General features: G+C 42.6%; 15 protein-coding genes. 7 read left to right on the top strand and 8 right to left on the bottom strand.

Annotation, left to right across the window (positions count from 1 at the left end; genetic code table 11):
* Positions 1–87: 87 nt before the first annotated feature.
* From OHT75_RS00545 to OHT75_RS00515, 7 genes are all read right to left on the bottom strand, one after another.
* Positions 88–1,197 (bottom strand): glycosyltransferase family 9 protein, encoded by a 1,110-nt coding sequence (locus OHT75_RS00545; RefSeq protein ID WP_264724403.1) that lies wholly within the window; start codon positions 1,195–1,197, stop codon positions 88–90.
* 8 nt (positions 1,198–1,205) lie between these two features.
* On the bottom strand, positions 1,206–1,982 hold the full coding sequence (locus OHT75_RS00540; RefSeq protein ID WP_264724402.1) for a glycosyltransferase family 25 protein: 777 nt from the start codon (positions 1,980–1,982) through the stop codon (positions 1,206–1,208).
* 46 nt (positions 1,983–2,028) lie between these two features.
* Entirely contained in the window at positions 2,029–2,874 is an 846-nt protein-coding gene (locus OHT75_RS00535; protein ID WP_264724401.1) for a glycosyltransferase, read from the bottom strand.
* 37 nt (positions 2,875–2,911) lie between these two features.
* On the bottom strand, positions 2,912–3,865 hold the full coding sequence (gene rfaD, locus OHT75_RS00530; protein WP_264724400.1) for an ADP-glyceromanno-heptose 6-epimerase: 954 nt from the start codon (positions 3,863–3,865) through the stop codon (positions 2,912–2,914).
* 57 nt (positions 3,866–3,922) lie between these two features.
* A complete protein-coding gene (locus OHT75_RS00525; protein ID WP_264724399.1) occupies positions 3,923–4,930 on the bottom strand; it encodes a glycosyltransferase family 9 protein in 1,008 nt (335 codons plus the stop codon).
* A gap of 152 nt (positions 4,931–5,082) precedes the next feature.
* Positions 5,083–5,760: a single-stranded DNA-binding protein gene (locus tag OHT75_RS00520; protein ID WP_264724398.1), complete on the bottom strand. Its 678-nt coding sequence runs from the start codon at positions 5,758–5,760 to the stop codon at positions 5,083–5,085.
* 54 nt (positions 5,761–5,814) lie between these two features.
* Positions 5,815–7,182 carry an MFS transporter gene (locus OHT75_RS00515; protein WP_264724397.1) on the bottom strand — a complete coding sequence of 456 codons (1,368 nt, stop codon included), beginning with the start codon at positions 7,180–7,182 and terminating at the stop codon, positions 5,815–5,817.
* 225 nt (positions 7,183–7,407) lie between these two features.
* On the opposite strand from OHT75_RS00515, the gene uvrA reads away from it, so the two are divergent.
* The 3 genes from uvrA (at position 7,408) to OHT75_RS00500 (ending at position 13,398) form a co-directional block, all read left to right on the top strand.
* Complete coding sequence (gene uvrA / locus OHT75_RS00510) at positions 7,408–10,308, top strand: excinuclease ABC subunit UvrA (RefSeq protein WP_264724396.1); 2,901 nt, start codon at positions 7,408–7,410, stop codon at positions 10,306–10,308.
* A 25-nt stretch (positions 10,309–10,333) separates the two neighbouring features.
* On the top strand, positions 10,334–11,344 hold the full coding sequence (locus OHT75_RS00505) for a M20/M25/M40 family metallo-hydrolase (protein WP_264724395.1): 1,011 nt from the start codon (positions 10,334–10,336) through the stop codon (positions 11,342–11,344).
* Between the two features lie 206 nt (positions 11,345–11,550).
* The gene (locus tag OHT75_RS00500) at positions 11,551–13,398 is read left to right on the top strand and encodes a DEAD/DEAH box helicase (protein ID WP_264724394.1); all 1,848 of its coding nucleotides are present in this window, start codon (positions 11,551–11,553) and stop codon (positions 13,396–13,398) included.
* Positions 13,399–13,508: 110 nt separating this feature from the next.
* Here OHT75_RS00500 and OHT75_RS00495 read toward each other — a convergent pair whose 3' ends face one another.
* A complete protein-coding gene (locus tag OHT75_RS00495) occupies positions 13,509–14,468 on the bottom strand; it encodes a DMT family transporter (RefSeq protein ID WP_264724393.1) in 960 nt (319 codons plus the stop codon).
* 235 nt (positions 14,469–14,703) lie between these two features.
* On the opposite strand from OHT75_RS00495, the gene OHT75_RS00490 reads away from it, so the two are divergent.
* The 4 genes from OHT75_RS00490 to rimO all read left to right on the top strand — a co-directional run bounded on the left by OHT75_RS00490 (position 14,704) and on the right by rimO (position 21,199).
* A complete protein-coding gene (locus tag OHT75_RS00490) occupies positions 14,704–15,807 on the top strand; it encodes a phosphoribosylaminoimidazolesuccinocarboxamide synthase (RefSeq protein WP_264724392.1) in 1,104 nt (367 codons plus the stop codon).
* 422 nt (positions 15,808–16,229) lie between these two features.
* Positions 16,230–18,374: a TonB-dependent siderophore receptor gene (locus OHT75_RS00485; protein ID WP_406681927.1), complete on the top strand. Its 2,145-nt coding sequence runs from the start codon at positions 16,230–16,232 to the stop codon at positions 18,372–18,374.
* Positions 18,375–18,483: 109 nt separating this feature from the next.
* Entirely contained in the window at positions 18,484–19,596 is a 1,113-nt protein-coding gene (locus OHT75_RS00480; protein ID WP_264724390.1) for a PepSY-associated TM helix domain-containing protein, read from the top strand.
* 178 nt (positions 19,597–19,774) lie between these two features.
* Positions 19,775–21,199, top strand: coding sequence for a 30S ribosomal protein S12 methylthiotransferase RimO (rimO, locus tag OHT75_RS00475; protein WP_264724388.1), 1,425 nt, complete (start codon positions 19,775–19,777; stop codon positions 21,197–21,199).
* Positions 21,200–21,520 lie beyond the last annotated feature (321 nt).

Raw genomic sequence — 21,520 nt, 5'->3', positions numbered from 1 at the left:
TTATTCGACAATGGAATAATCTAAGCCAATATTCGCGTATTTAAACAAGCTAGAATAAACAATTATTTATTACCATTGGTATCAAACTTAAGCACAGATAATCTTATCTAGTTGTGATTTACAGGCATTTACAACGGTCTGAGGAGTCACAGAACTCGCTTTACCCGTGCCTTCTAAAATCACACTATCGCCTAATGGCTGCCACAGTTTAAAGTTGCTAGCCATCACAGTGACTTGCGGTACATCCATGCTGACAGCAAGGTGTGCAGTGGCGGTGTCAACACTGAAACAAAAATCACACTCAGCCATCAATGCGGGTAATTGGAAAAAATTATCCAAAGCGGTAAAAACGCGAATAGGCAAAGCACTTAGCTTTGTGTCTGCTTCAACAGCCTGTTGGATTGTCGTTAATTTATTCGGCGGGGTATTGATAATAAATACCAATTGGGGATATTGCTGAACAAGCTTCAACATCACGTCTTTCAGTTGAGACCAGGGGTAATCTTTTTTCTCTGCCGTTGAGAGATGATTAATAAAACACACACGTTTTGAGGTATCACCTTCGGTTAATGCTGTAATTATTTGTTTAGCTTGCACAGTGTACTGCGCTTCAGGTTGGATCATTAACTGAGTATAACCAGACACTAAATCTGCTGCGTTAAGCCCCAATAACTGACCAAAACATTGACCATATAACTCAGTAATATGCTGAGTTGAATCAGCAATATCATCGTAACTGATTACGCCATCTAATTTATTAAAGTACAGCCACTTAGTTAAAAAATTTTCCCCGCTAGATGTCGCGACAATCCACCCCTTAGGAGATATTTGTCTTGCTAGCTTAGCATACTGAGCAGCACGATTTTTACCGACAAACACGACCACGTCATAGTCTTGTTGTTGTGCTTTAGCAATAAACTGCTCACGTTGTGGAACATTTGACACAATAGGATAAACATCACCAAAATCACCAATGGCATCAATCCATTCGGTTAAAATTTGATTACGACCACTGGCCCATTCATGGGGTTTACGACGGCAATCATCAAACCAAATATCAATGGTTAAGTGTGGATATTTGGCCTTTAACGCCGATAACCAAACACCTTGATAAACAAAATCACCTATAGCTAAATGAGTCATATAAAGCACTCGTTTGGCATTGAGAAGCTGTTGATGGCTGACTAGTCCGTTCACAATATTCCTTACTTCAAGCTATTTTTAAACTGATTAAAATGTTTATCTAATGATGGCATAGCTATCATGCGTTTAAATGCTCGAGTCCAATTTAAGAGTAATTTGGTTAATTTTCGCTGCTTCATTCTCTCTAATCCCCCGTTAGGATTAATTTCAGAACCTACATCAGCAGCAACAGACACACAATAAGGTGTTAACCCCATAGGATAAATATCTAATGTCCACCATGATTTCAGCTGTCCATCAATCGGCTCAAGAACATACGGCATATTTTTCAGTAGCCGTTGCGCCCCTTTATAACTGACAACCTGTGCGGCCGTGCTAAGAGGAAGCTTATGATAAGTCACAAATTCATGCCCTTTATATGGGAATGAATGGCGAATATTTTTCCCTGAACCCCGCTTCATCGGGTATAGTTTCACATATTCCCAATCATTGTGAGGGAGTGATTCAAACAGTTCTATGACATCACCAAAATTCGCTTCAAGGGTAATGTCATCTTCTAGGATAAAAGCAAAATCAAGCTCATCATCAATTACTTTTTGCCATGCTCGTTTATGACTGAGCGAACAACCCACCTCGCCTTTACCCAAATCCCTGTAATAACTTTTGTTAACAAGCGCCTGTGGAGAAACCGCCTCTATTTGCTCTGCTGAATAGGTATTACCATCTACAGCCTCAATACGTTCAAAGTTGATGCCAAATTTTTGTAATTGTGCAGAAATAGCCTCTAATCGCTGAGGTGAACGCGCAAGGTTAATAACAAACACTTTGTATTTAAGCAAAATCATCGCTCCAAATAAATTGATGGATACTTTAAATTATCTAAGATTAGATAGTGACAAACTTTTTAGCTAAATAATTCACCAATGATCTAGGCAGCTTGTATCGTTTGTGGGCTTTATTAATGAAAAGTTCCCATCCACTTTGCTTAATATCAGCCAGTGTTTCTGCTGCGATCACTTCTTTATTTAACTCACAAAAATCATTCACAAATCGCACTTCACGTTTTAATGAAGAATTGGTATATCCACGGCCAGCATAATGAATGAAGCTCGCATCGCGATATCCTTCTTCTCCTAACACATCCATACGATTAAATTCTGCATCAATACTTTGGTATTTTAATCCATCACGCTGTATGAGGTAGTTAATATAGGTTTGCTCGTAATACTTGATGTGATTACACACCTGCTGTAGATCTTCTAAATTCGCTATGTCGAATAATTGGCTTTTGTTTGAAATAAGCATGCAGCCCAAATTGAAATACACTGGGCGGCCATTGACTTGAGGCCAGTTTGCAACAGGCCCTTTTATGGCAAAGATTTTATCTAAAACAGGTTGGCGCTCGAGTAATGCCCCTTCATTGAACATATAAATGGTTTCTAAATCATCATATTGTTCAAATATGTTTTTCGCATGTGGCGTAATAATAATATCCGCATCCACATATAACACTCTATCGTATTGTGTTAATAATTCTTTAATGTACAGTTTTTCGGTCCAGGCAGGACTCGCGGTATGCTGCGGTTTTTTTATGTTGATAGGATAGTGGAATTGATCTGACACAATGAGATCCGCACCCACTTTTTCAGCATATAACTTAAAACCCAGCAATGCTGCGTTATACATTGGATTAGTATAACCAATTGCCAATGTAAAAATAGCCTTTTTCATTTATTGTTCCACTTTACATTAAAGAGTTAAAAACAGTTTACTGACCAATAAAGTGTTGCGCTTTCAACCAGTCTAGATATTCAGGAACAGCCTGCTCAACAGTTTTAAACTCATGTTGGCAGCCAACCTTTCTTAATTGCGTTAAATCGGCTTGAGTGTAGCTTTGGTAAGCACCTTTAAGCTTGTCTGGGAACGGAATATATTCAATATGTCCTTTACCGTGATAGTTAATCACCGCATTAGCCACATCATTAAAGCTTTGAGCCTTACCCGTACCACAATTGAAAATGCCGGAAACGTTAGCATTTTTCCACAGCCACAAGTTCACTTGTACCACATCTTCAACGTAAACAAAGTCACGTAATTGTTGACCATTTTCATAACCATCTACACCTTCAAACAAACGGCATAAACCATTGGCTTTTATTTGATTATTAAAGTGGAATGCCACGCTCGCCATGCCGCCTTTATGCTGCTCGCGAGGGCCATAAACGTTAAAATATCTTAGCCCTGCAACCTGGGTAGTTAATTTTTGCTGACGGACATACTGATCAAATAAAAATTTAGAATATGCATACACATTTAACGGTTTTTCCAGCTCACGTTTTTCAACAAACTTATCGCTGCCGCCATAAACCGACGCTGAAGATGCATAAATAAATTGCACATTATTGGCCTGACAAAAATGCAACAATGTCTTGGAGTATTCAAAGTTATTCTCCATCATAAACTTGCCATCCCACTCTGTAGTAGATGAACAAGCACCTTGATGGAAGATAACCTCAATGTTATCGCCAAGTTGACCAGACTTTATCTGAGAGAGAAAAGCATCTTTATCTAAATAATCCGCAATTTCACAGTCAGCTAAATTGAATATTTTTGTGCCATCGGTCAGATCATCAACAGCGATAATGTCATTGCGACCTAATTGATTTAATGTCTTAACTAAGTTACTGCCAATAAAGCCTGCGGCTCCAGTAATTACGATCATAATATTGCTTCCATAACGTTGGATAGTTTTCGGTCGACCAATTTATACATATTACACTTAGGCATAAAATCGATTTAAAAACGCACTGATTTTTGTTGCGGCATCATCGATATCAACCAATGCCATATTTCTACCAGTACGCCTTCCTACAGGTGGCGTAAACGCCAATCTTTTGGACGATTCAGATAACGTTTGCCACCTGACTTTTGGCTCAGAGCGCCGTCCAGCATAAAAGCCTACCGTTGGCACATTGTGGAGCCCAGCAATATGCAATGGCCCTGTTGAGCCAGCAATAAACATATCTGCCGCCACAATTGAACGGGCAAAATCAGCCAAGTTTTTCAATGGTGTGGCTAATTCAACTTTGATATCTGTTTTGGCCAGTAATGATTGAATATTCAGCGCAAGCGCTTTCTCATCACCACTATAGGTTAATACAAAACGGCAATCTAAATTTGTGAGCTGATTAATTTTTGTCATCAACTCAGCAAAATGCGCTTCTGGCAAGCTGCCTGAAGAGCCGCCTGTACCCGGGTGGATAAAAATCAGTTTTTCATCATTTTGCTGCTGATAGTATTTGCGCCACTGTTCACGCTCAGAGCTCACATCCCACAATTGTGCTGGCTGGGGAGGTATAGCGATGTGATGGTCAAGTAAAAACTGTTCGACCAACATACACCCGCCTCGCCAACAAGGTTCACCTTTTTTGTATTTGGTATCGGCTCTACGGCGATAAAGATACTGAAACCAACCGCTATTAGGGGCTATTTTGTATGGGACATTTATTTTTCGCAGTAAGTTATAGATGCGAAAATCTGAGTAAGACACGATTATCGCATCGTAACGATTGGCTTCAATTTGCTCAATTAACTGTGCATCGTCACCGGTATCGACAACAACATCATCAATATAGGGACAGGTCAGTGCGAAGCTTTTCATTACTGGAGCAACAAAAACCTCAATACGTGTATTAGGTAATGCCTTTTTTAATATATAAAAAGCAGGCCATGTGAGAATAAAATCTCCGATTTTGTCATGGCGTATGAACAGAATTTTTTCCATCATGATCTTCTTTTTAAGATTGATTACTTAATCTCAGCAGAGTTTACCAGAGCTTGTTTATAAAAGAGAAAAACCCGCTCATTTACATCAACATACAAAAATCAAAAAGACCTGCTAACAGGTCTTAAATGTCATTAAGTTACCGAGCCAACATCCTAAAATGGAATGTCGTCATCCCAGCCTTCATCTAAATCTGGGGTAAAGTTTTGCGCAGGTTGAGGCGCTGGACGCTGCGCAGGTGCCGCATTTTGCTGAGGCTGATAATTACCTTGCGGCGCTTGTGGTTTAGGGGCATATGCAGGCTGTTGAGGTGCCGGCTTATTTTGTTGTGCATAACCACCTTGAGCAGGTGCTTGCTGATAACCACCTTGTGGTGCGCCCTGGTTTATACCACCTTGATTATACTGAGGCTGAGCAGCAGGACGAGGGGCTTGAGGTGCACGTGGCGCAGGCGCTTGATCATATTGGGTATTATCTTGACCAGCACCACTATTGCGGCTATCAAGCATCTGCATTTCCATTGCATTAATTTCAGTCTTGTAACGATCCTGACCCGTAGTTTGGTCTTGCCATTTGCTGGTTTGCAGCTTGCCTTCTAAATAAACTTTAGAGCCCTTTTTAAGGTACTCACCCGCCACTTCAGCTAAACGACGGTACATAACAATATTATGCCATTCGGTTCGCTCTTGTAGCTGGCCTTGTTGGTCTTTCCACGACTCACTCGTCGCAACAGTAAAATTGGCAACGGCATTACCATTTGGCATGTAACGTACCTCAGGATCTTTACCTAAGTTACCCACTAAAATGACTTTATTCACACCACGACTGGCCATCGAAATCTCCTGCGATTATCTTTTCTATACACTTATTCGGTTGATCAAAATGATCTAATTAACAGAGCCTAACACAGCTCTGGCTTCGCTTAAATTGAAATCGTCATTCACCTTTAAATAGGCCACTTTATCCTCTAACACCACTATGGCTTCAGCCACACCGGTTAACTGTGACAACTGAGTGGCCATAGTTTGAGCATGCGGTTTATCTTTTATATTCGCTTCAAGGGTATAGCTTTTTAACAGTACCGGTTTTGCCATGCCAAAGGTTAATAATAACCATAAAACCATTAATCCCAGTGCGACAAAAAACACCCCCGATGCGCCGACTAACTGATACGCGCCACCGCCTAACATGCCACCACAAAATGCGCCTAAAAATTGGCTGGTTGAATACACACCCATGGCAGAGCCTTTATCACCAACGGGACAAAACTTAGCAATCAAGCTGGGCAGTGAAGCTTCTAGGTAGTTAAACCCAGTGAAAAAAAACAACACCGCTGCGCTCAACACCCACAGATTATCAGCAAAAATGCCCATGGCGCCTAGGGAGGCTATCATCAACAAAAGTGAAATCTGAAACATGGTTTTAGTATTATTTTTCTTCACGCCGATAATGATTAACGGCACCATCAGAAAAAATGCACCCACAAAAGCCGGAAAATATAACATCCAATGTTTTTCTTTCACCAAACCCGCATCGACCAAATCTAAAGGTAATGCCACAAACACCGCGGTTAACACTAAATGCAGAATAAAAATACCGGCATCTAATCGAAATAATTGCGGATCAAGTAGCATTTTTTTCAATTTAGCGGGTGTGGCTAAGGTATCACCTTTAGGTGCCTGACTGATCGGATTTGGAACAAAGCACTGCACAATTAACATACCCAGCACCGCTAAAACCGCCGTCAATAAAAACAATCCGGTTAAGCCAACATACTGCGCAACAACGGGTCCAACTAACAAAGATAAGGCAAACGAAAAGCCAATACACATGCCAATCACAGCCATCACTTTGGTACGCTGTTCATCGCGGGTCAAATCAGCAGCAAGCGCTAACACGGCAGCGGCTATCGCCCCCATACCTTGCACTGCTCGGCCAAACACCACACCATAAATATGATCAGATGATGCGGCAATTAAACTACCAATGGCAAACAGGACTAACCCCGCCATGATAATCGGTTTGCGACCATACTTATCAGACAGTATGCCCATGGGGATCTGTAAAATGGCTTGGGTAAGCCCGTAAGCACCGATGGCGATACCGACCCAAAGAGGTGAAAAACCTTCAAGATGCTGCCCATATAACGCAAAAACAGGCATGATCATGAATAGCCCCATCATACGTAAGCCAAATACACTGGCTAACGAAAATGCGACTTTCTTTTCCATGCCCGACAATCCATTAATGGCCATTCATATACCCTTTTACCAATTCAATGAGTCGCGCATATTACCATAGCCTGAATCAGTTGCTCAAAAGGAAATCACAGTTTATGAATTTAAGCTTAATTAAACTTTTTTTAGGCTTTCATCGTAAACCAAAGCCGAAAAGGAAATCGTCATGATTGACTAAACAGGTGTCAGTTAATGTGCGATACTGAAACCCATTTTGCCCCATAGTGAACATAGAGCGAATAGATGGACAATATTGAAATCCGCGGTGCCCGAACCCACAATCTTAAAAACATCAATTTAACTATCCCAAGGGATAAATTGATTGTTATCACAGGTTTATCAGGTTCCGGAAAATCTTCACTCGCTTTTGATACCCTCTATGCTGAAGGGCAACGTCGCTATGTTGAATCTTTATCTTCTTATGCGCGTCAATTTTTAAGTTTGATGGAGAAGCCCGATGTAGATCATATCGAAGGCTTAAGCCCTGCTATCTCTATTGAGCAAAAGTCGACCTCGCATAACCCACGCTCTACCGTCGGCACGGTAACCGAAATATACGATTATTTGCGCTTATTGTTTGCGCGAGTGGGTGAACCACGCTGCCCGACTCATGGCCAACCTTTATCGGCACAAACAGTCAGCCAAATGGTTGATAAAGTCTTATCCTTACCCGAAAACAGCCGCCAAATGTTATTGGCTCCAGTGGTTAACGACCGTAAAGGTGAGCATGTTAAGCTACTCGAAAGCTTATCGGCTCAAGGCTATATTCGCGCCAGAATTGATGGCGAAGTATGTGATTTAACCGATCCTCCAAGCCTCGACTTGCATGTCAAGCACACCATTGAAGTGGTTGTTGACCGCTTTAAAGTCCGCGAAGATTTAAAGCAGCGTTTGGCAGAATCCTTTGAAACTGCATTAGAACTCTCTGGCGGTATCGCCAAAATTGCTTCAATGGAAGACAGCAGCACTGAGGAACTGGTTTTCTCAGCCAACTTTGCGTGCCCCCATTGCGGCTACTCTATGACCGAGCTAGAGCCGCGGATTTTCTCATTTAACAATCCAGCAGGAGCATGTCAAACCTGTGATGGTTTAGGCGTTCAGCAGTTTTTTGACCCTGAAAGAGTGATCAGTAATGGTGAATTATCTTTAGCTGGCGGCGCAATAAGAGGCTGGGACAGAAGAAACTTCTATTACTTTCAAATGCTCAGTTCATTGGCCGAACATTACAAATTTGATGTTGAAACCCCGTTTCAGCAACTCAGCGATAAAGTGAAAAAGCTCGTCCTATTTGGTTCAGGAAAACAAAACATTGCCTTTAAATACATAAACGATCGTGGCGATGTGGTGGTTCGCAACCATCCTTTTGAAGGCATCTTGAATAATATGGACAGACGCTATCGCGAAACCGAGAGTAATTCGGTACGCGAAGAATTGTCTAAATTCATTAATATGCAGCCGTGTAAAAGTTGTGAGGGCTCACGTTTGCGTGAAGAAGCCCGCAACGTATTTATTGGCGATTTAAATTTACCGCAACTGACAACCTGGTCAATCGGTGAAGCTAAAAGCTATTTCGCGGAATTAGTATTTGAAGGTCAGCGCGCGCAAATCGCCGATAAAATTTTAAAAGAAATTGGTGAGCGTTTAGGATTTTTGGTCAATGTCGGCCTAAATTACTTAAGCTTATCGCGTTCAGCCGACACCCTATCGGGCGGTGAAGCACAACGTATTCGTTTAGCGAGCCAAATTGGTGCCGGATTAGTGGGCGTAATGTATGTACTCGATGAGCCCTCAATCGGTTTACATCAGCGCGATAATGAGCGATTACTCAACACCCTTATTCACCTGCGTGATTTAGGTAATACCGTCATTGTGGTTGAGCATGATGAAGATGCGATTCGCATAGCTGACCATGTGATTGATATCGGCCCTGGTGCGGGTGTGCATGGCGGTGAAATTATTGCACAAGGCTCCTTAAGCGATATTCTTGAATGTGAAGCATCGGTGACAGGCCAATACCTTAGCGGTAAAAAACAAATTCATATTAGCGACCAACGCACACCAATCGATCATCAAAAAGTGATCGAGTTATTCGGCGCAACAGGTAATAACCTGCAAAATGTCGACTTAACCATTCCTGTCGGTTTATTAACTTGCGTAACTGGCGTGTCTGGCTCAGGTAAATCAACGCTGATTAACGATACCTTTTTCAAAATTGCCCATCGCATGCTTAATGGGGCCACGGTAGATGAACCTGCACCTTATAAAGAAATCAAAGGCATGGAACACTGCGATAAAGTCGTGGATATCGACCAAAGCCCGATTGGCAGAACCCCACGATCCAACCCTGCCACTTATACGGGCATTTTCACCCCAGTACGTGAAATATTTGCCGGCACTCAGGAAGCCCGAACACGCGGTTATTTGGTTGGTCGCTTCTCATTCAACGTGAAAGGTGGCCGCTGTGAAGCTTGTCAGGGAGATGGGCTAATTAAAGTTGAGATGCACTTTTTACCCGACGTTTACGTGCCTTGTGATGCCTGTAAAGGTAAGCGCTATAACCGTGAAACCTTAGAAGTAAAATACAAAGGCAAAAACATTCACGAAGTGCTGCAAATGACCATCGAAGAAGCGCGTGAGTTTTTCGATGCCATTCCCGCTATCGCGCGCAAACTGCAAACTCTTATGGATGTGGGTTTGTCTTATATTCGTTTAGGTCAAAGCGCCACCACGTTGTCAGGTGGTGAGGCGCAACGGGTTAAACTGGCTAAAGAATTATCTAAACGCGATACTGGTAAAACCCTGTATATTCTGGACGAACCGACAACGGGACTGCATTTTGCCGATATTCAGCTATTGTTAGATGTATTGCATCGACTCAAGTCTCACGGCAACACGATAGTGGTGATTGAACATAACTTAGATGTGATACAAACTGCTGATTGGATTATTGATTTAGGCCCTGAAGGCGGCTCTGGCGGCGGCACAATTTTAGTGGCTGGCAGCCCAGAGGATGTGGCCAACCACCCGACGTCCCATACGGCTCGTTTTTTAAAACCCATGTTGGCACTGCATAAACAACGCGCTGCAAAGCAGAATAATGGCTCGAAAACGGCGGCTAAAAAAGCCGTGAAAAAAACGACTTAGCTCATTAACGCGCCAAAGGGGAAATATGATTACAGTAGGCGCGTCGATTCAAACACCCGTTGCGAGCCACATCAATATACCTAAAGGGGCTATCTTGCTTAGCCTCGCTTTGGTTTTTATGTTGAGCAGTTGCGCCAACAAAGATAGCATTGATTGTAATGCAGTTTTACAACATCAATGGGCTAATAGTGCTCACATTATTGATGATATTCGCACTCTCACCTCTTCTGAGTTTGCTGGCAGAAAAACCGGCAGTCATGGCGCAATACTGAGTCAAAATTACCTAGTGCAACGTTTTATGGCGCTCGGTTTACAACCATGGAAGTCGACTTTCAAAGTCCCGTTTAGCTACAACTATCAATTTAGTCAGCAACAAGGCGTGAATATAATTGGCATCATCCGAAGCCACACGCCATCAAATCGTTGGCGGGTTATCACCGCTCATTATGATCATCTAGGTCAGCAAGGGAAGCGTATTTTCCATGGTGCAGATGATAATGCTTCTGGTGTTGCCGGCTTATTGGCTATCGCTGAGCAATGGCAACATACAGGGCTAGCTGAGGTCAATTTAATGCTGGTTGCTACCGATGCTGAAGAGCAAGGCCTATATGGCAGTTATGGGCTGGTTGAACAAATACAAGCACAGCCAGAGATGCAAATAGAATTAGCCATGAATTTGGATATGATTGGCCACCCTTCACGGCCAAGGGCGATATACATTGAAGGCGAACAAAACTTTGCCCACTTTGAACAGATAAAAACTGAACTGACAAACAAGCATCAAGTGTGTATCCGTTTAAGTTATGCCCAAAATACTGCTACGGGAATAAAGCGGATGAGCTGGTTAAAAACATCCGACCACTACCCGTTTCATAAAGCAGGCATACCCTGGATTTACTTTGGCGTACCGCCACATAATCAATATCACACAGTGGATGACACTCTGGACACATTAAAAATTGACTTTTTAGCCAGTGTGACAGAAATGGCCTATAGCGTGATCAGTCAACCTAAAATAGAAATTAACCCACAATAACATCGCCTACAGGGTGAATATCGCCCAAGATAAGGCAAAAATCAGGCCACATTTAAATATATATCACATTTTCTATGGTCAAATCACACAACCACTGCTATAATATCGCCCTTTCGGCGCGGGAAATCGACACGGGGTTGATTTTCTGTCTGTGAAACTCAGCACGAGCATCCGAATTTCGTGCACATCCACAAGGCTACAACCCAATGTCATCCAATGAAAGAACTTTCCGCGAACTCGGCCTGTCTGAGAATCTGTTGCGTGCTCTTGACGAGTTAGGTTATGAGAAACCAACACCAATTCAGTCAGCAAGTATCGATCCGCTTATGGCTGGTCAAGATATTATCGGCCAAGCACAAACTGGTACCGGTAAAACCGGTGCATTTGCCCTGCCTTTACTTAACAAAGTAGATGTACGTCTTAATGCCCCACAAATTTTAGTTTTAGCACCCACACGTGAACTTGCCGTTCAGGTTGCTGAAGCTTTTGGCAGTTATGCTAAACACATGAAAGGCTTCCACGTACTGCCAATATACGGTGGTCAAAGCATGCATCAACAATTAAGCGCCCTAAAGCGTGGACCACAAGTGATTGTGGGTACACCAGGACGTGTAATGGATCACATGCGCCGTGGTACGTTAAAGCTTGATACACTAAAAGCGCTTGTGCTTGATGAAGCTGATGAAATGCTAAAAATGGGCTTTATTGATGATATCGAATGGGTATTAGAACATAAGCCTGCTGACAGCCAATTAGCATTATTCTCGGCCACCATGCCAGAACAAATTAAGCGAGTGGCGAATAAACACTTAACTAATCCAGTTAACATCAGTATTGCTGCCAGCCACACTACGGTTGAATCTATTGAACAGTGTTATGTACAAGTATCACAGCACAACAAACTCGAAGCATTAGTACGTGTACTAGAAGTTGAAAATACTGAAGGTATCATCATTTTCGTCCGTACCCGTAATAGCTGTGTTGAGTTGGCTGAAAAACTAGAAGCGCGTGGTTATGCCTCATCACCACTACACGGTGACATGAATCAACAAGCTCGTGAACGTGCAGTTGAACAATTGAAAAACGGCAAATTAGACATTTTAATTGCCACTGATGTTGCAGCTCGCGGTCTAGACGTTGAACGTATCGGTCACGTAGTTAACTACGATATTCCTTATGACTCAGAAGCCTATGTACACCGCATCGGTCGTACTGGCCGTGCTGGTCGTACTGGTATGGCGATCCTTTTTGTAACACACCGTGAAATGCGCATGTTGCGTACTATTGAACGTGCTACAAACAGCCGTATTTCGCCAATGAAAATTCCTAGCCCAGAAACGGTTGCAGAACGTCGTTTATCTCGTTTAGGTGAGCAAATTCAAGAAACACTAAACACTGATTTAGATTTCATGAAAAATGCGGTTGCTGAATTATGTACACAGTTAGAAATCGATACCGATTTATTAGCTGCGGCATTATTACAGCAAGTACAACAAGAGCGTCCATTACAGTTACCACAGATCCAAGAGCGTCAACGTGATTCACGTGACGACCGTGGTCCCCGTGAAGACCGTGGCGGTGACCGTCCTCGTCGCGAGCGCAGCAGCCGTCCATCACCCACTAGCTTTGGCCAACCAGAAGGATTAAAAGATAATCCTGATGTTAAAATGAATCGCTATGTGATTGATGTAGGTCGTGAAAACGGCGTTGGTGTCGGTAACATTGTTGGCGCGATTGCTAACGAAGCTAACATCGACAGCCGCTATATCGGTCAAATTCAACTGTACGATCAAGTTACTACCGTTGATTTACCTGATGGCATGCCAAAAGATGTATTAACTCACCTCAGAAAAGTGCGTGTTTGTGGTCGTCCACTGAACATTCGTGAAGCCGGTGATGAAACATTTGTTGATTCAGGTCGCAGTGCAGCACCTCGTCGTCCGCGTGGAGATCGCCCATCGGGTGACCGCCGTCCTCGTGGTGGTGACCGTCCTTCTGGCGATCGTTCATCAGCTGAACGCCGTCCACGTAAGCCACGTGATAACGGCCAATAAACGTTGAACTCAACGAATGATTGAATAATGGAGCCTTTGGGCTCCATTTTTGTTTTCAGCCCTAAACTACCTAAGTTCTAGCTATCTGGTGGTTTAAAATTAGCCAATGATCACGGGATTAATTTAGCGCGTTTACGTTTGGCGTACAAAGGCCAAATCTGCACCGCAAATACCGAACCGATGATCAACGCGATACCAGATAACGATAATGCATCTAGATTATCGGCGCTAAAAACATCACTCCACCAACCAAGACTCACCACGCTAGCAGTGGCAGTAAAACTCAATACCGGCGTTAGCGCCAACATGGCACTGACTTGTGCCGTTGGCCAATACTTCATTGCTTGACCAAAACAGCCATAGGCAATCAGGGTATTCGCACCACAAAAAACCACGACGCCCCAATCCGCTAAACTCATTAACTCAAAATGACCAAAGTGACTGAATGGCGCCATAGCAAAAATGCCTAAGCCATAGATAAACAACAACACATTACTGGGGGATAATTTGGCCCCTAAAGACTTTTGCAATAATGCATAACTTGTCCAGGACAATACCGAAAACTGCACGATTAACACGCCAAGCATAATTTGATGGTTATCTGCGTTGCCAACATTCAAATTAGGATGAAAAAACATCAACATGCCAATGGCTAAGGTTGCAAAACATGTGAGTTGTATGGCATTTAAGCGTTCTTTAAATAACAAAACGCCACCAAAAGCTAAAAAGAATGGCGCGGTTTGAAAATTCAATTGGGCGGTTCCCGGTGCAAGGTAATCCAGTGAATATACAAACGATACGTAGTTAAACATCAGCAAGATACCAGCAAGACACAATTTCAGCCAGTCCGCGCGAATCAGCTGACTAAATTGGCGTAAATGCCCCAATCGCCATTGCAGTAACAAGGTCACGACAAACGCCATTAAAAACCGAAACCAGGTCAATGTCACAGGATCGATAAATCGCCCCGACAGCTTTAAAGCTATGGGTAAAATGCCCCAAAAAAATACCGCAACGGAAACAAAAATGAGACCTAGCTTGGCGGTATTATCCACTTGAGTATTTGTCACGGTAATTGCTCTTAGTTTTGAAGAATTGAATACTGCCTGATATACACATGCATGTCAGCTAATATTAACCCGCAATCAATAACCAAGTTCTATAAGCTGCAATCAAACATAGGATTGTTCTGTAATAAAAAAAGCCTATTTTAACCACGCCTTTTTACGTGGCAAAACCAAAGAATACGGGTAAAATAGCCGCCATAAAAAATAGCCCTTCCCTTCAACTAGAGGAATACTCGTCATGAGTCTTGCCGATTCCGTTTTAGCCGTTAATAACGATTTACCCATTCGCACAGACAAGCCAGTACATAGTGGTAAAGTGCGCAGTGTTTATTGGCTAACCGAAGCTGATAGTCGTCGTTTAATCAAAGACAAAGGCTATAATGTCCCTGAAAATACACCATTAGCCATTATGGTCATCAGTGATCGTATTTCGGCATTTGACTGTATTTTTCATGGAGAAGGTAATTTACAAGGTATTCCGGGTAAAGGGGCGGCATTGAACGCCATTTCCAATAACTGGTTTAAGTTATTTGCCGAAAATGGATTAGCCGATAGTCATATTCTTGATATTCCACATCCTTTTGTGTGGATAGTTCAAAAAGCCCGTCCAATTAAAGTGGAAGCTATTTGCCGTCAATATATTACTGGCTCGATGTGGCGCGCTTACGCAAAAGGTGAGCGCGAATTTTGTGGCATCACCTTGCCTGATGGCTTAACCAAAGATCAAAAGTTACCTGAGCTACTGATTACCCCTTCTACTAAAGGTATTTTAACTGGTATTCCTGGGGTACCTGAGCAAGATGATGTCAATATCAGCCGCGGTGATATTGAAGCGAATTATCAAGCATTCGGATTTGAAAAACCTGCAGATATCGACCTTTACGAAACACTATTAAAACAAGGGTTTAAGGTTATTTCCGATGCTTTAGCCAAATTAGATCAAGTGTTTGTCGATACCAAGTTTGAATTTGGTTATGTCACCGATAAAGATGGCCACTCAAAACTCATTTATATGGATGAAGTCGGTACGCCGGATTCTTCACGTATTTGGGATGGCCCAGCGTATCGTGAAGGTAAGATTGTAGAAAATTCAAAAGAAGGTTTCCGTCAATTCTTACTCAATCATTTTGACGACGCAGACATCTTGCTCAATAAAGATAGAATGCCGGAGCGTGAAGCGCTTGCGCGTGATAATGATTTGCCTTTAGCGGCCATGATGGCGGTTTCTGAAACCTATACTGGCGTAGCTGAAAAAGTCACTGGTCAAAAAATCATTTTGTCGTCCAATCCTAAAGCCGACATTATTGAAATTTTGAAAAATGAATATGATTTAATCGCCTAAATAGGGTTAAGAGCGCTCAGCAAGCAATACTCATAAACGAGTAATCTCAATGCTACTCATAAAAAAGGATGACAAATGTCATCCTTTTTTCGATTAAGTGGCTCAAGCTGAAGTGAGAAAACTGAATGAACCAGCAATCAATACTGACTTAAGCTTTACAACGTAAACCCAACATGGTTAACAGCATAAGCTGCAACCAACCTAAACTGCCACCCCATCTTTAACTCACCATGTCGCTCTAGTAACACTGGCACCTCCGCCTAGGGTCAAACGCTATGCTGCAAATCTTTACAAACACCCTATAAATGTAAACGATAATCGTTTTCATTTAGATCTATGTGTCATTTGTATACACTAGGTAATGAATTTAACTCTGCGCATTAACTGCGCTTTCTCCACTCGTTACCAAGATGAATCAAACAATGAAATTAACAACACTATCATGCGCCATATATCTCGCCTTGCTTCCTGCCAGCCAACTCTATGCCAAAACCCCAAATGAGGCCATCGACCAACTTGATCCTAACGTTGAAACCATTGAGGTTAAGGGAAGATATATTCAAGGCTACAATGCCCATTCGGCCAGCGGAGCCTCAAGATTAGATCTTGCTATCAGTGACATCCCGCAATCTGTGTCAGTGATCACCGACGCCCAATTACGAGACTTCCAACTTAACGACATCAATGCAGCATTGGATACCGCAACGGGTATTAATGTTGAAAGAATCGAAACCGACCGCACCTATTACACCGCCCGTGGGTTTGATGTCACTAACTTCCAGGTCGATGGGGTCGGATTGCCGCTCACATCAGGTAATAATCATGCCGATGAAGATACGGCTATTTATGATCGCGTTGAGGTCATCCGTGGCGCCAATGGCTTAATGACCGGGGTGGGTAATCCGTCGGCGACAGTTAATTTTATCCGCAAAAGACCCACTGCTGACAACCAACTTAACCTACTTGCCAGTTATGGTAGCTGGGATAATCTGCGCTTAGAAGTCGATGGCTCAGCGCAGCTCAATGACACCTTCGGGGCAAGAGTGGTCGCCGTCAAACAAACGAAAGACTCCTATTTAGATCGCTACCAAACCGATAAAACCGTGCTTTACGCATTTATCGATGCCAAATTAAGTGATGATACCAACCTGTCAGTGAGCCACAGCTATATCAATAACGATGCCAAGGGCAATAACTGGGGCGCATTACCGCTGTTCTATACCGATGGCAGTGCAACTGACTATGATACATCAACCAATACCTCTGCAGACTGGTCAAACTGGCTAGTGATAAAGCAAAATACCGTAGTGGAATTTAGCCATTATTTTTCGGATGACTGGAGTTTACGTGCAACGTATTCACATAAAACAACCGATGAAGATACTGAATTATTCTATGTTTATGGCACGCCAGATAAAACCACTGAACTGGGCTTAACAGGCTATGGTAGTGAATATGACTTAGATGACCAACACAATTTAGCCGATTTGTATGTGAATGGTGATATCAATCTATTTGGCCGCGATCACCAAGTAGTTGTGGGCATAAACTACGCCAAGCTGGATTACACCGATAGTTCATTATATGACTACACCACTGGCAATGGATTCCCGCCGATGCCAGATCTCAATACCTGGGATGGCAATACCCCAAAACCCACTTTTAAAGATGCGCCAAGTGGCAGCGATGTAAGTGCCACCCAAAAAGCGGCTTACTTTACTGGTCGATTTAATCTTTTTGAAGATTTCCATCTGATCGCCGGTGGACGTTTTAACAACTGGCAAGCTGAGGGTGAATCTTACAGTAAAATTCAAGATGTTGAAGACTCACAATTTATTCCCTATGTTGGTGTGACTTACCGATTTATTCCTGAACTGCTTGCCTATGCAAGCTACACAGAAACATTTAAAGCCCAGCGAGAACTCGACATAAACGACAACACGCTGGCGCCAGTCACGGGAGAAAGCCAAGAAGTCGGCCTCAAAAGTGAGCTATATAATGGCAACTTAATTACCACACTGGCTTATTTTGATATTCAACAAACTAACCTAGCAACGCCCGATCCACGTACTAGCCAACTTCCTCCAACAGAGCGCCGCTATATTGGTGCAGATGGTATTAGTAGTCATGGTTTTGAAGTCGATATCGCAGGTGAAATATACCCTGGTTTAAATGCCAGTATTGGGTATACGGATTTTGATATTACAGGCGACGACCAAGTGGCCGCCTATACGCCAAGCAAGCTATTTAAATTAGCTGCCACTTACGATCTGGCCTTCATTGAAGGGCTAACATTTGGCGTAAATATGCGCTGGCAAGATGATATTCATCGCTCACAAGGCATTGTCGCTGATGGATTTGATAATGCGGGTCAAGAAATCATCACAGAGCAAAGCGCCTATGCGATTGTCGATTTAATGGCGAAGTATCACTTTAGCGATGCACTGGATCTGACCGTCAATGCCAATAACGTGACCGATGAAAAATACCTAACCAGCCTTTATTGGGCTCAAGGTTTTTATGGTGCCCCTGCCAATTACAGTGCCACGTTAAGCTGGCGTTTATAACCATTAACCTAAGTCAGGAAACAGACACAGCGTAATCACTCGGCGCTGTGTCTTTGGTGTTTATTCCAAACTAGCCACTATCAACAACATAGTAGCAACAGAGGTAAAAATGAGAAAATCCCTCTTTAAATGGCACTCTTATGGCGCACTCATTGCCATGTTGCCCATTTTAATCATGTCAATCACCGGCAGTATTTTGGTGTTCAAAGTAGAAATTGACAGCCTACTGCGCCCAAATCATATGCTGGTTGAGGCACAATCATCCACGCCGCGTATAAGCCTAGATACCTTAATGCAAACCACCTTAAGCGACAATCCAGAATATGAGTTAGGTGGCTGGGAACTATACGATGATAAATCCCGATCTGACGCAGCTTATTTAATTAAACGTGGCACTGAAGATTGGTATAAAATTTATATAAATCAATATACTGGACAAACATTATCAAAAGCCAATCCAATGGATCATTTCATCACCGATTGGTTACTGGAATTGCACTATTCATTTTTATTACATGTTAAAGGCGCCTCAGTGGCTTTTATTGCCGCATTGATTATGCTGTTTCTCGGGATCAGCGGCATGATCATATATCGCCGATTTTGGGCAAAGTTATTCACCCTGCGTTTAGGTGCCGTCAAACGTATTCTCTATAGTGACATTCATAAAATGGTTGGCATCATTAGCTCGCCAGTATTAATTATTTTGGCTTTTACAGGCGCATATTGGAACATTAGCGGCATCATTCATGAAATCACTGAACATGGCGATGGCGCACATGTTTACATCACTCACCCCCTGTATCGCGCAGATATCTCGTTTGAAGCATTGCACCAGCAGTCAACAAACGAAATCAGCAGCTTTAAAGCAGGGTATCTCGCTATGCCCCATGAACCCGACAGGGATATCACCTTCTATGGAAAAGTGGACAGTAACAACCCGCTCAATAGTGAATACAGCAGCATGGTCAGTTTTGATAAAACCACAGGCCAGTTGTTATCAAAGCAAGATATTCGTGAAGCGGATTTGTTGACGGTGTTTTTAGACAGCTTTAGAAAATTGCACTTTGGTTATTTTGGCGGATTAATTACCCGTATTATTTGGTGTGTGTTGGGCTTGATGCCAGTCATTCTCGCCTTTACGGGATTATACTTATATTGGCAACGCCGCCAGTCAAAAGTGCAATCAAAACAAAAGCGTCAGCAAATGGTCAACGTCATCTAATACCAAGAAGCCCCGCTAGTATCCCGCCCCTTATGCAAGGTTTAGCCAAAAAACTAAGCCTTGATTTTGTTGTACGTCATTTTCTATAGCTGAATTCCCTAAAATACTGCTGTATAATTCTGCCACTCAATTTTGGCTATTTTACGCTGGTCTATTTATCCCTATCTATCGAGGCACTATGACTGTTAATCACTATGACCCGAAACAAACCACAACCCTAGCGACACCCAAAAAGGTCATAGAGGAACAAGCACAATCCGCTTCAACCAATAGTCCAATTTCAGCTAGCGCTGCAAAGATAGGCTTTGTGAGTCTGGGTTGCCCAAAAAACCTAGTTGACTCTGAACGCATTCTGACCCAATTGCGCACCGAAGGTTATGACGTCGTACCCACCTACGCCGATGCCGATATGGTTATCGTGAATACCTGTGGGTTTATTGATGCTGCGGTGCAGGAATCATTAGATACCATTGGCGAAGCATTAGCAGCCAATGGCAAAGTATTAGTAACCGGATGTTTAGGCGCTAAAAAAGATGAAATTATTGAACTGCACCCTAACGTACTAGGTGTCACAGGCCCACATGCCTATGATGAAGTATTAAAGCAGGTACATTTGCATGTTGAAAAACCCAAATATAACCCACTGATGGATTTAGTGCCTGATCACGGCATTAAACTTACACCAAAACATTATGCGTATCTGAAGATATCGGAAGGCTGTAATCATCGCTGTACTTTCTGCATTATTCCGTCAATGCGCGGTGATTTGGACTCACGCCCGATTGGTGATGTTTTAGGTGAAGCGCAGCGCTTAGCCAAAGCAGGTGTAAAAGAGTTATTAGTTATTTCACAAGATACATCGGCTTATGGCGTTGATGTTAAACATAAAACAGCATTTTGGGATGGCATGCCAGTAAAAACCCACATGCAGCAATTATGTGAAGAACTGGCCAAGCAAGGGGTTTGGGTTCGCCTGCATTATGTATACCCCTACCCGCATGTTGACGACATTATTCCATTAATGGCTGAAGGGAAAATTTTACCGTATCTGGATATCCCTTTTCAGCATGCAAACAAGCGTATTCTTAAGTTAATGAAGCGTCCAGGTAGCTCAGATAAAGTGTTAGAGCGCATCAAAAAATGGCGCGAGATTTGCCCTGAGCTGGTAATTCGTTCAACCTTTATTGTCGGTTTTCCAGGTGAAACCGAAGAAGAATTTGAAGAGCTGTTAGACTTTTTAGAAGAGGCGCAATTAGACCGTGTCGGTTGTTTCAAATATTCGCCCGTAGCCGGTGCTAAGGCCAATGACTTACCCGATCATGTACCTGATGATGTGATGGAAGACAGATTACAACGCTTCATGGCAGTACAGGCGCAAATTAGTGCTGACAAACTGCAAGCCCGCATAGGTCAAGAATACTTGGTATTAATTGATGAAGTGAACACTGAAGGCGCTGTAGGACGTTCTTACATGGACGCGCCTGAAGTTGACGGTAAAGTTTACTTAACAGACGAATTTGATGTCCAGCCAGGTGATCAGATTTGGGTGCAAATTATCCATGCCGATGAACATGACGTTTGGGGCGTTCGCGTAGAAGATTAATCCTGTAGCAACCAAGGTTGTGGCGATAATCAAAAAGCATGGAGGCGACTTCATGCTTTTTTCATTTTTAGTCAATCGATATAACCTTAAAAGCACGTAATACCAATCACAATAAGCAAGTCATCAAAAACAGCGTAGAAAAAACGCTTAAGAATAAGGCAGATTTTTCGATAAGCAGTTATTCTACAATTAAAAAATCTAACGCTGTTATCGAGTATTTTAACAAGCTAGGGTGTTCAGAGATTGATTACGATTGGTATTTTAGCGCATCGCTGCCTATGCTAATTTCTATGATCTAAGCATGCTGCATTTTGTAAGCAA

The sequence above is a fragment of the Shewanella subflava genome (genome assembly GCF_025971955.1).
In the GTDB taxonomy this organism is placed as follows: domain Bacteria; phylum Pseudomonadota; class Gammaproteobacteria; order Enterobacterales; family Shewanellaceae; genus Shewanella; species Shewanella subflava.
This window is presented reverse-complemented; position numbering and strand designations above follow the sequence as displayed.

What these genes read in the sequence shown, in the direction of transcription:
- OHT75_RS00525 (WP_264724399.1), bottom strand. Translation starts at nt 4,930, where the DNA reads ATGATGGAAAAAATTCTGTTCATACGCCATGACAAAATCGGAGATTTT.
- OHT75_RS00480 (WP_264724390.1), top strand. Translation starts at nt 18,484, where the DNA reads ATGAGAAAATCCCTCTTTAAATGGCACTCTTATGGCGCACTCATTGCC.
- OHT75_RS00505 (WP_264724395.1), top strand. Translation starts at nt 10,334, where the DNA reads ATGATTACAGTAGGCGCGTCGATTCAAACACCCGTTGCGAGCCACATC.
- OHT75_RS00520 (WP_264724398.1), bottom strand. Translation starts at nt 5,760, where the DNA reads ATGGCCAGTCGTGGTGTGAATAAAGTCATTTTAGTGGGTAACTTAGGT.
- rimO (WP_264724388.1), top strand. Translation starts at nt 19,775, where the DNA reads ATGACTGTTAATCACTATGACCCGAAACAAACCACAACCCTAGCGACA.
- OHT75_RS00535 (WP_264724401.1), bottom strand. Translation starts at nt 2,874, where the DNA reads ATGAAAAAGGCTATTTTTACATTGGCAATTGGTTATACTAATCCAATG.
- rfaD (WP_264724400.1), bottom strand. Translation starts at nt 3,865, where the DNA reads ATGATCGTAATTACTGGAGCCGCAGGCTTTATTGGCAGTAACTTAGTT.
- OHT75_RS00485 (WP_406681927.1), top strand. Translation starts at nt 16,230, where the DNA reads ATGAAATTAACAACACTATCATGCGCCATATATCTCGCCTTGCTTCCT.
- OHT75_RS00490 (WP_264724392.1), top strand. Translation starts at nt 14,704, where the DNA reads ATGAGTCTTGCCGATTCCGTTTTAGCCGTTAATAACGATTTACCCATT.
- OHT75_RS00515 (WP_264724397.1), bottom strand. Translation starts at nt 7,182, where the DNA reads ATGGCCATTAATGGATTGTCGGGCATGGAAAAGAAAGTCGCATTTTCG.
- OHT75_RS00500 (WP_264724394.1), top strand. Translation starts at nt 11,551, where the DNA reads ATGTCATCCAATGAAAGAACTTTCCGCGAACTCGGCCTGTCTGAGAAT.
- uvrA (WP_264724396.1), top strand. Translation starts at nt 7,408, where the DNA reads ATGGACAATATTGAAATCCGCGGTGCCCGAACCCACAATCTTAAAAAC.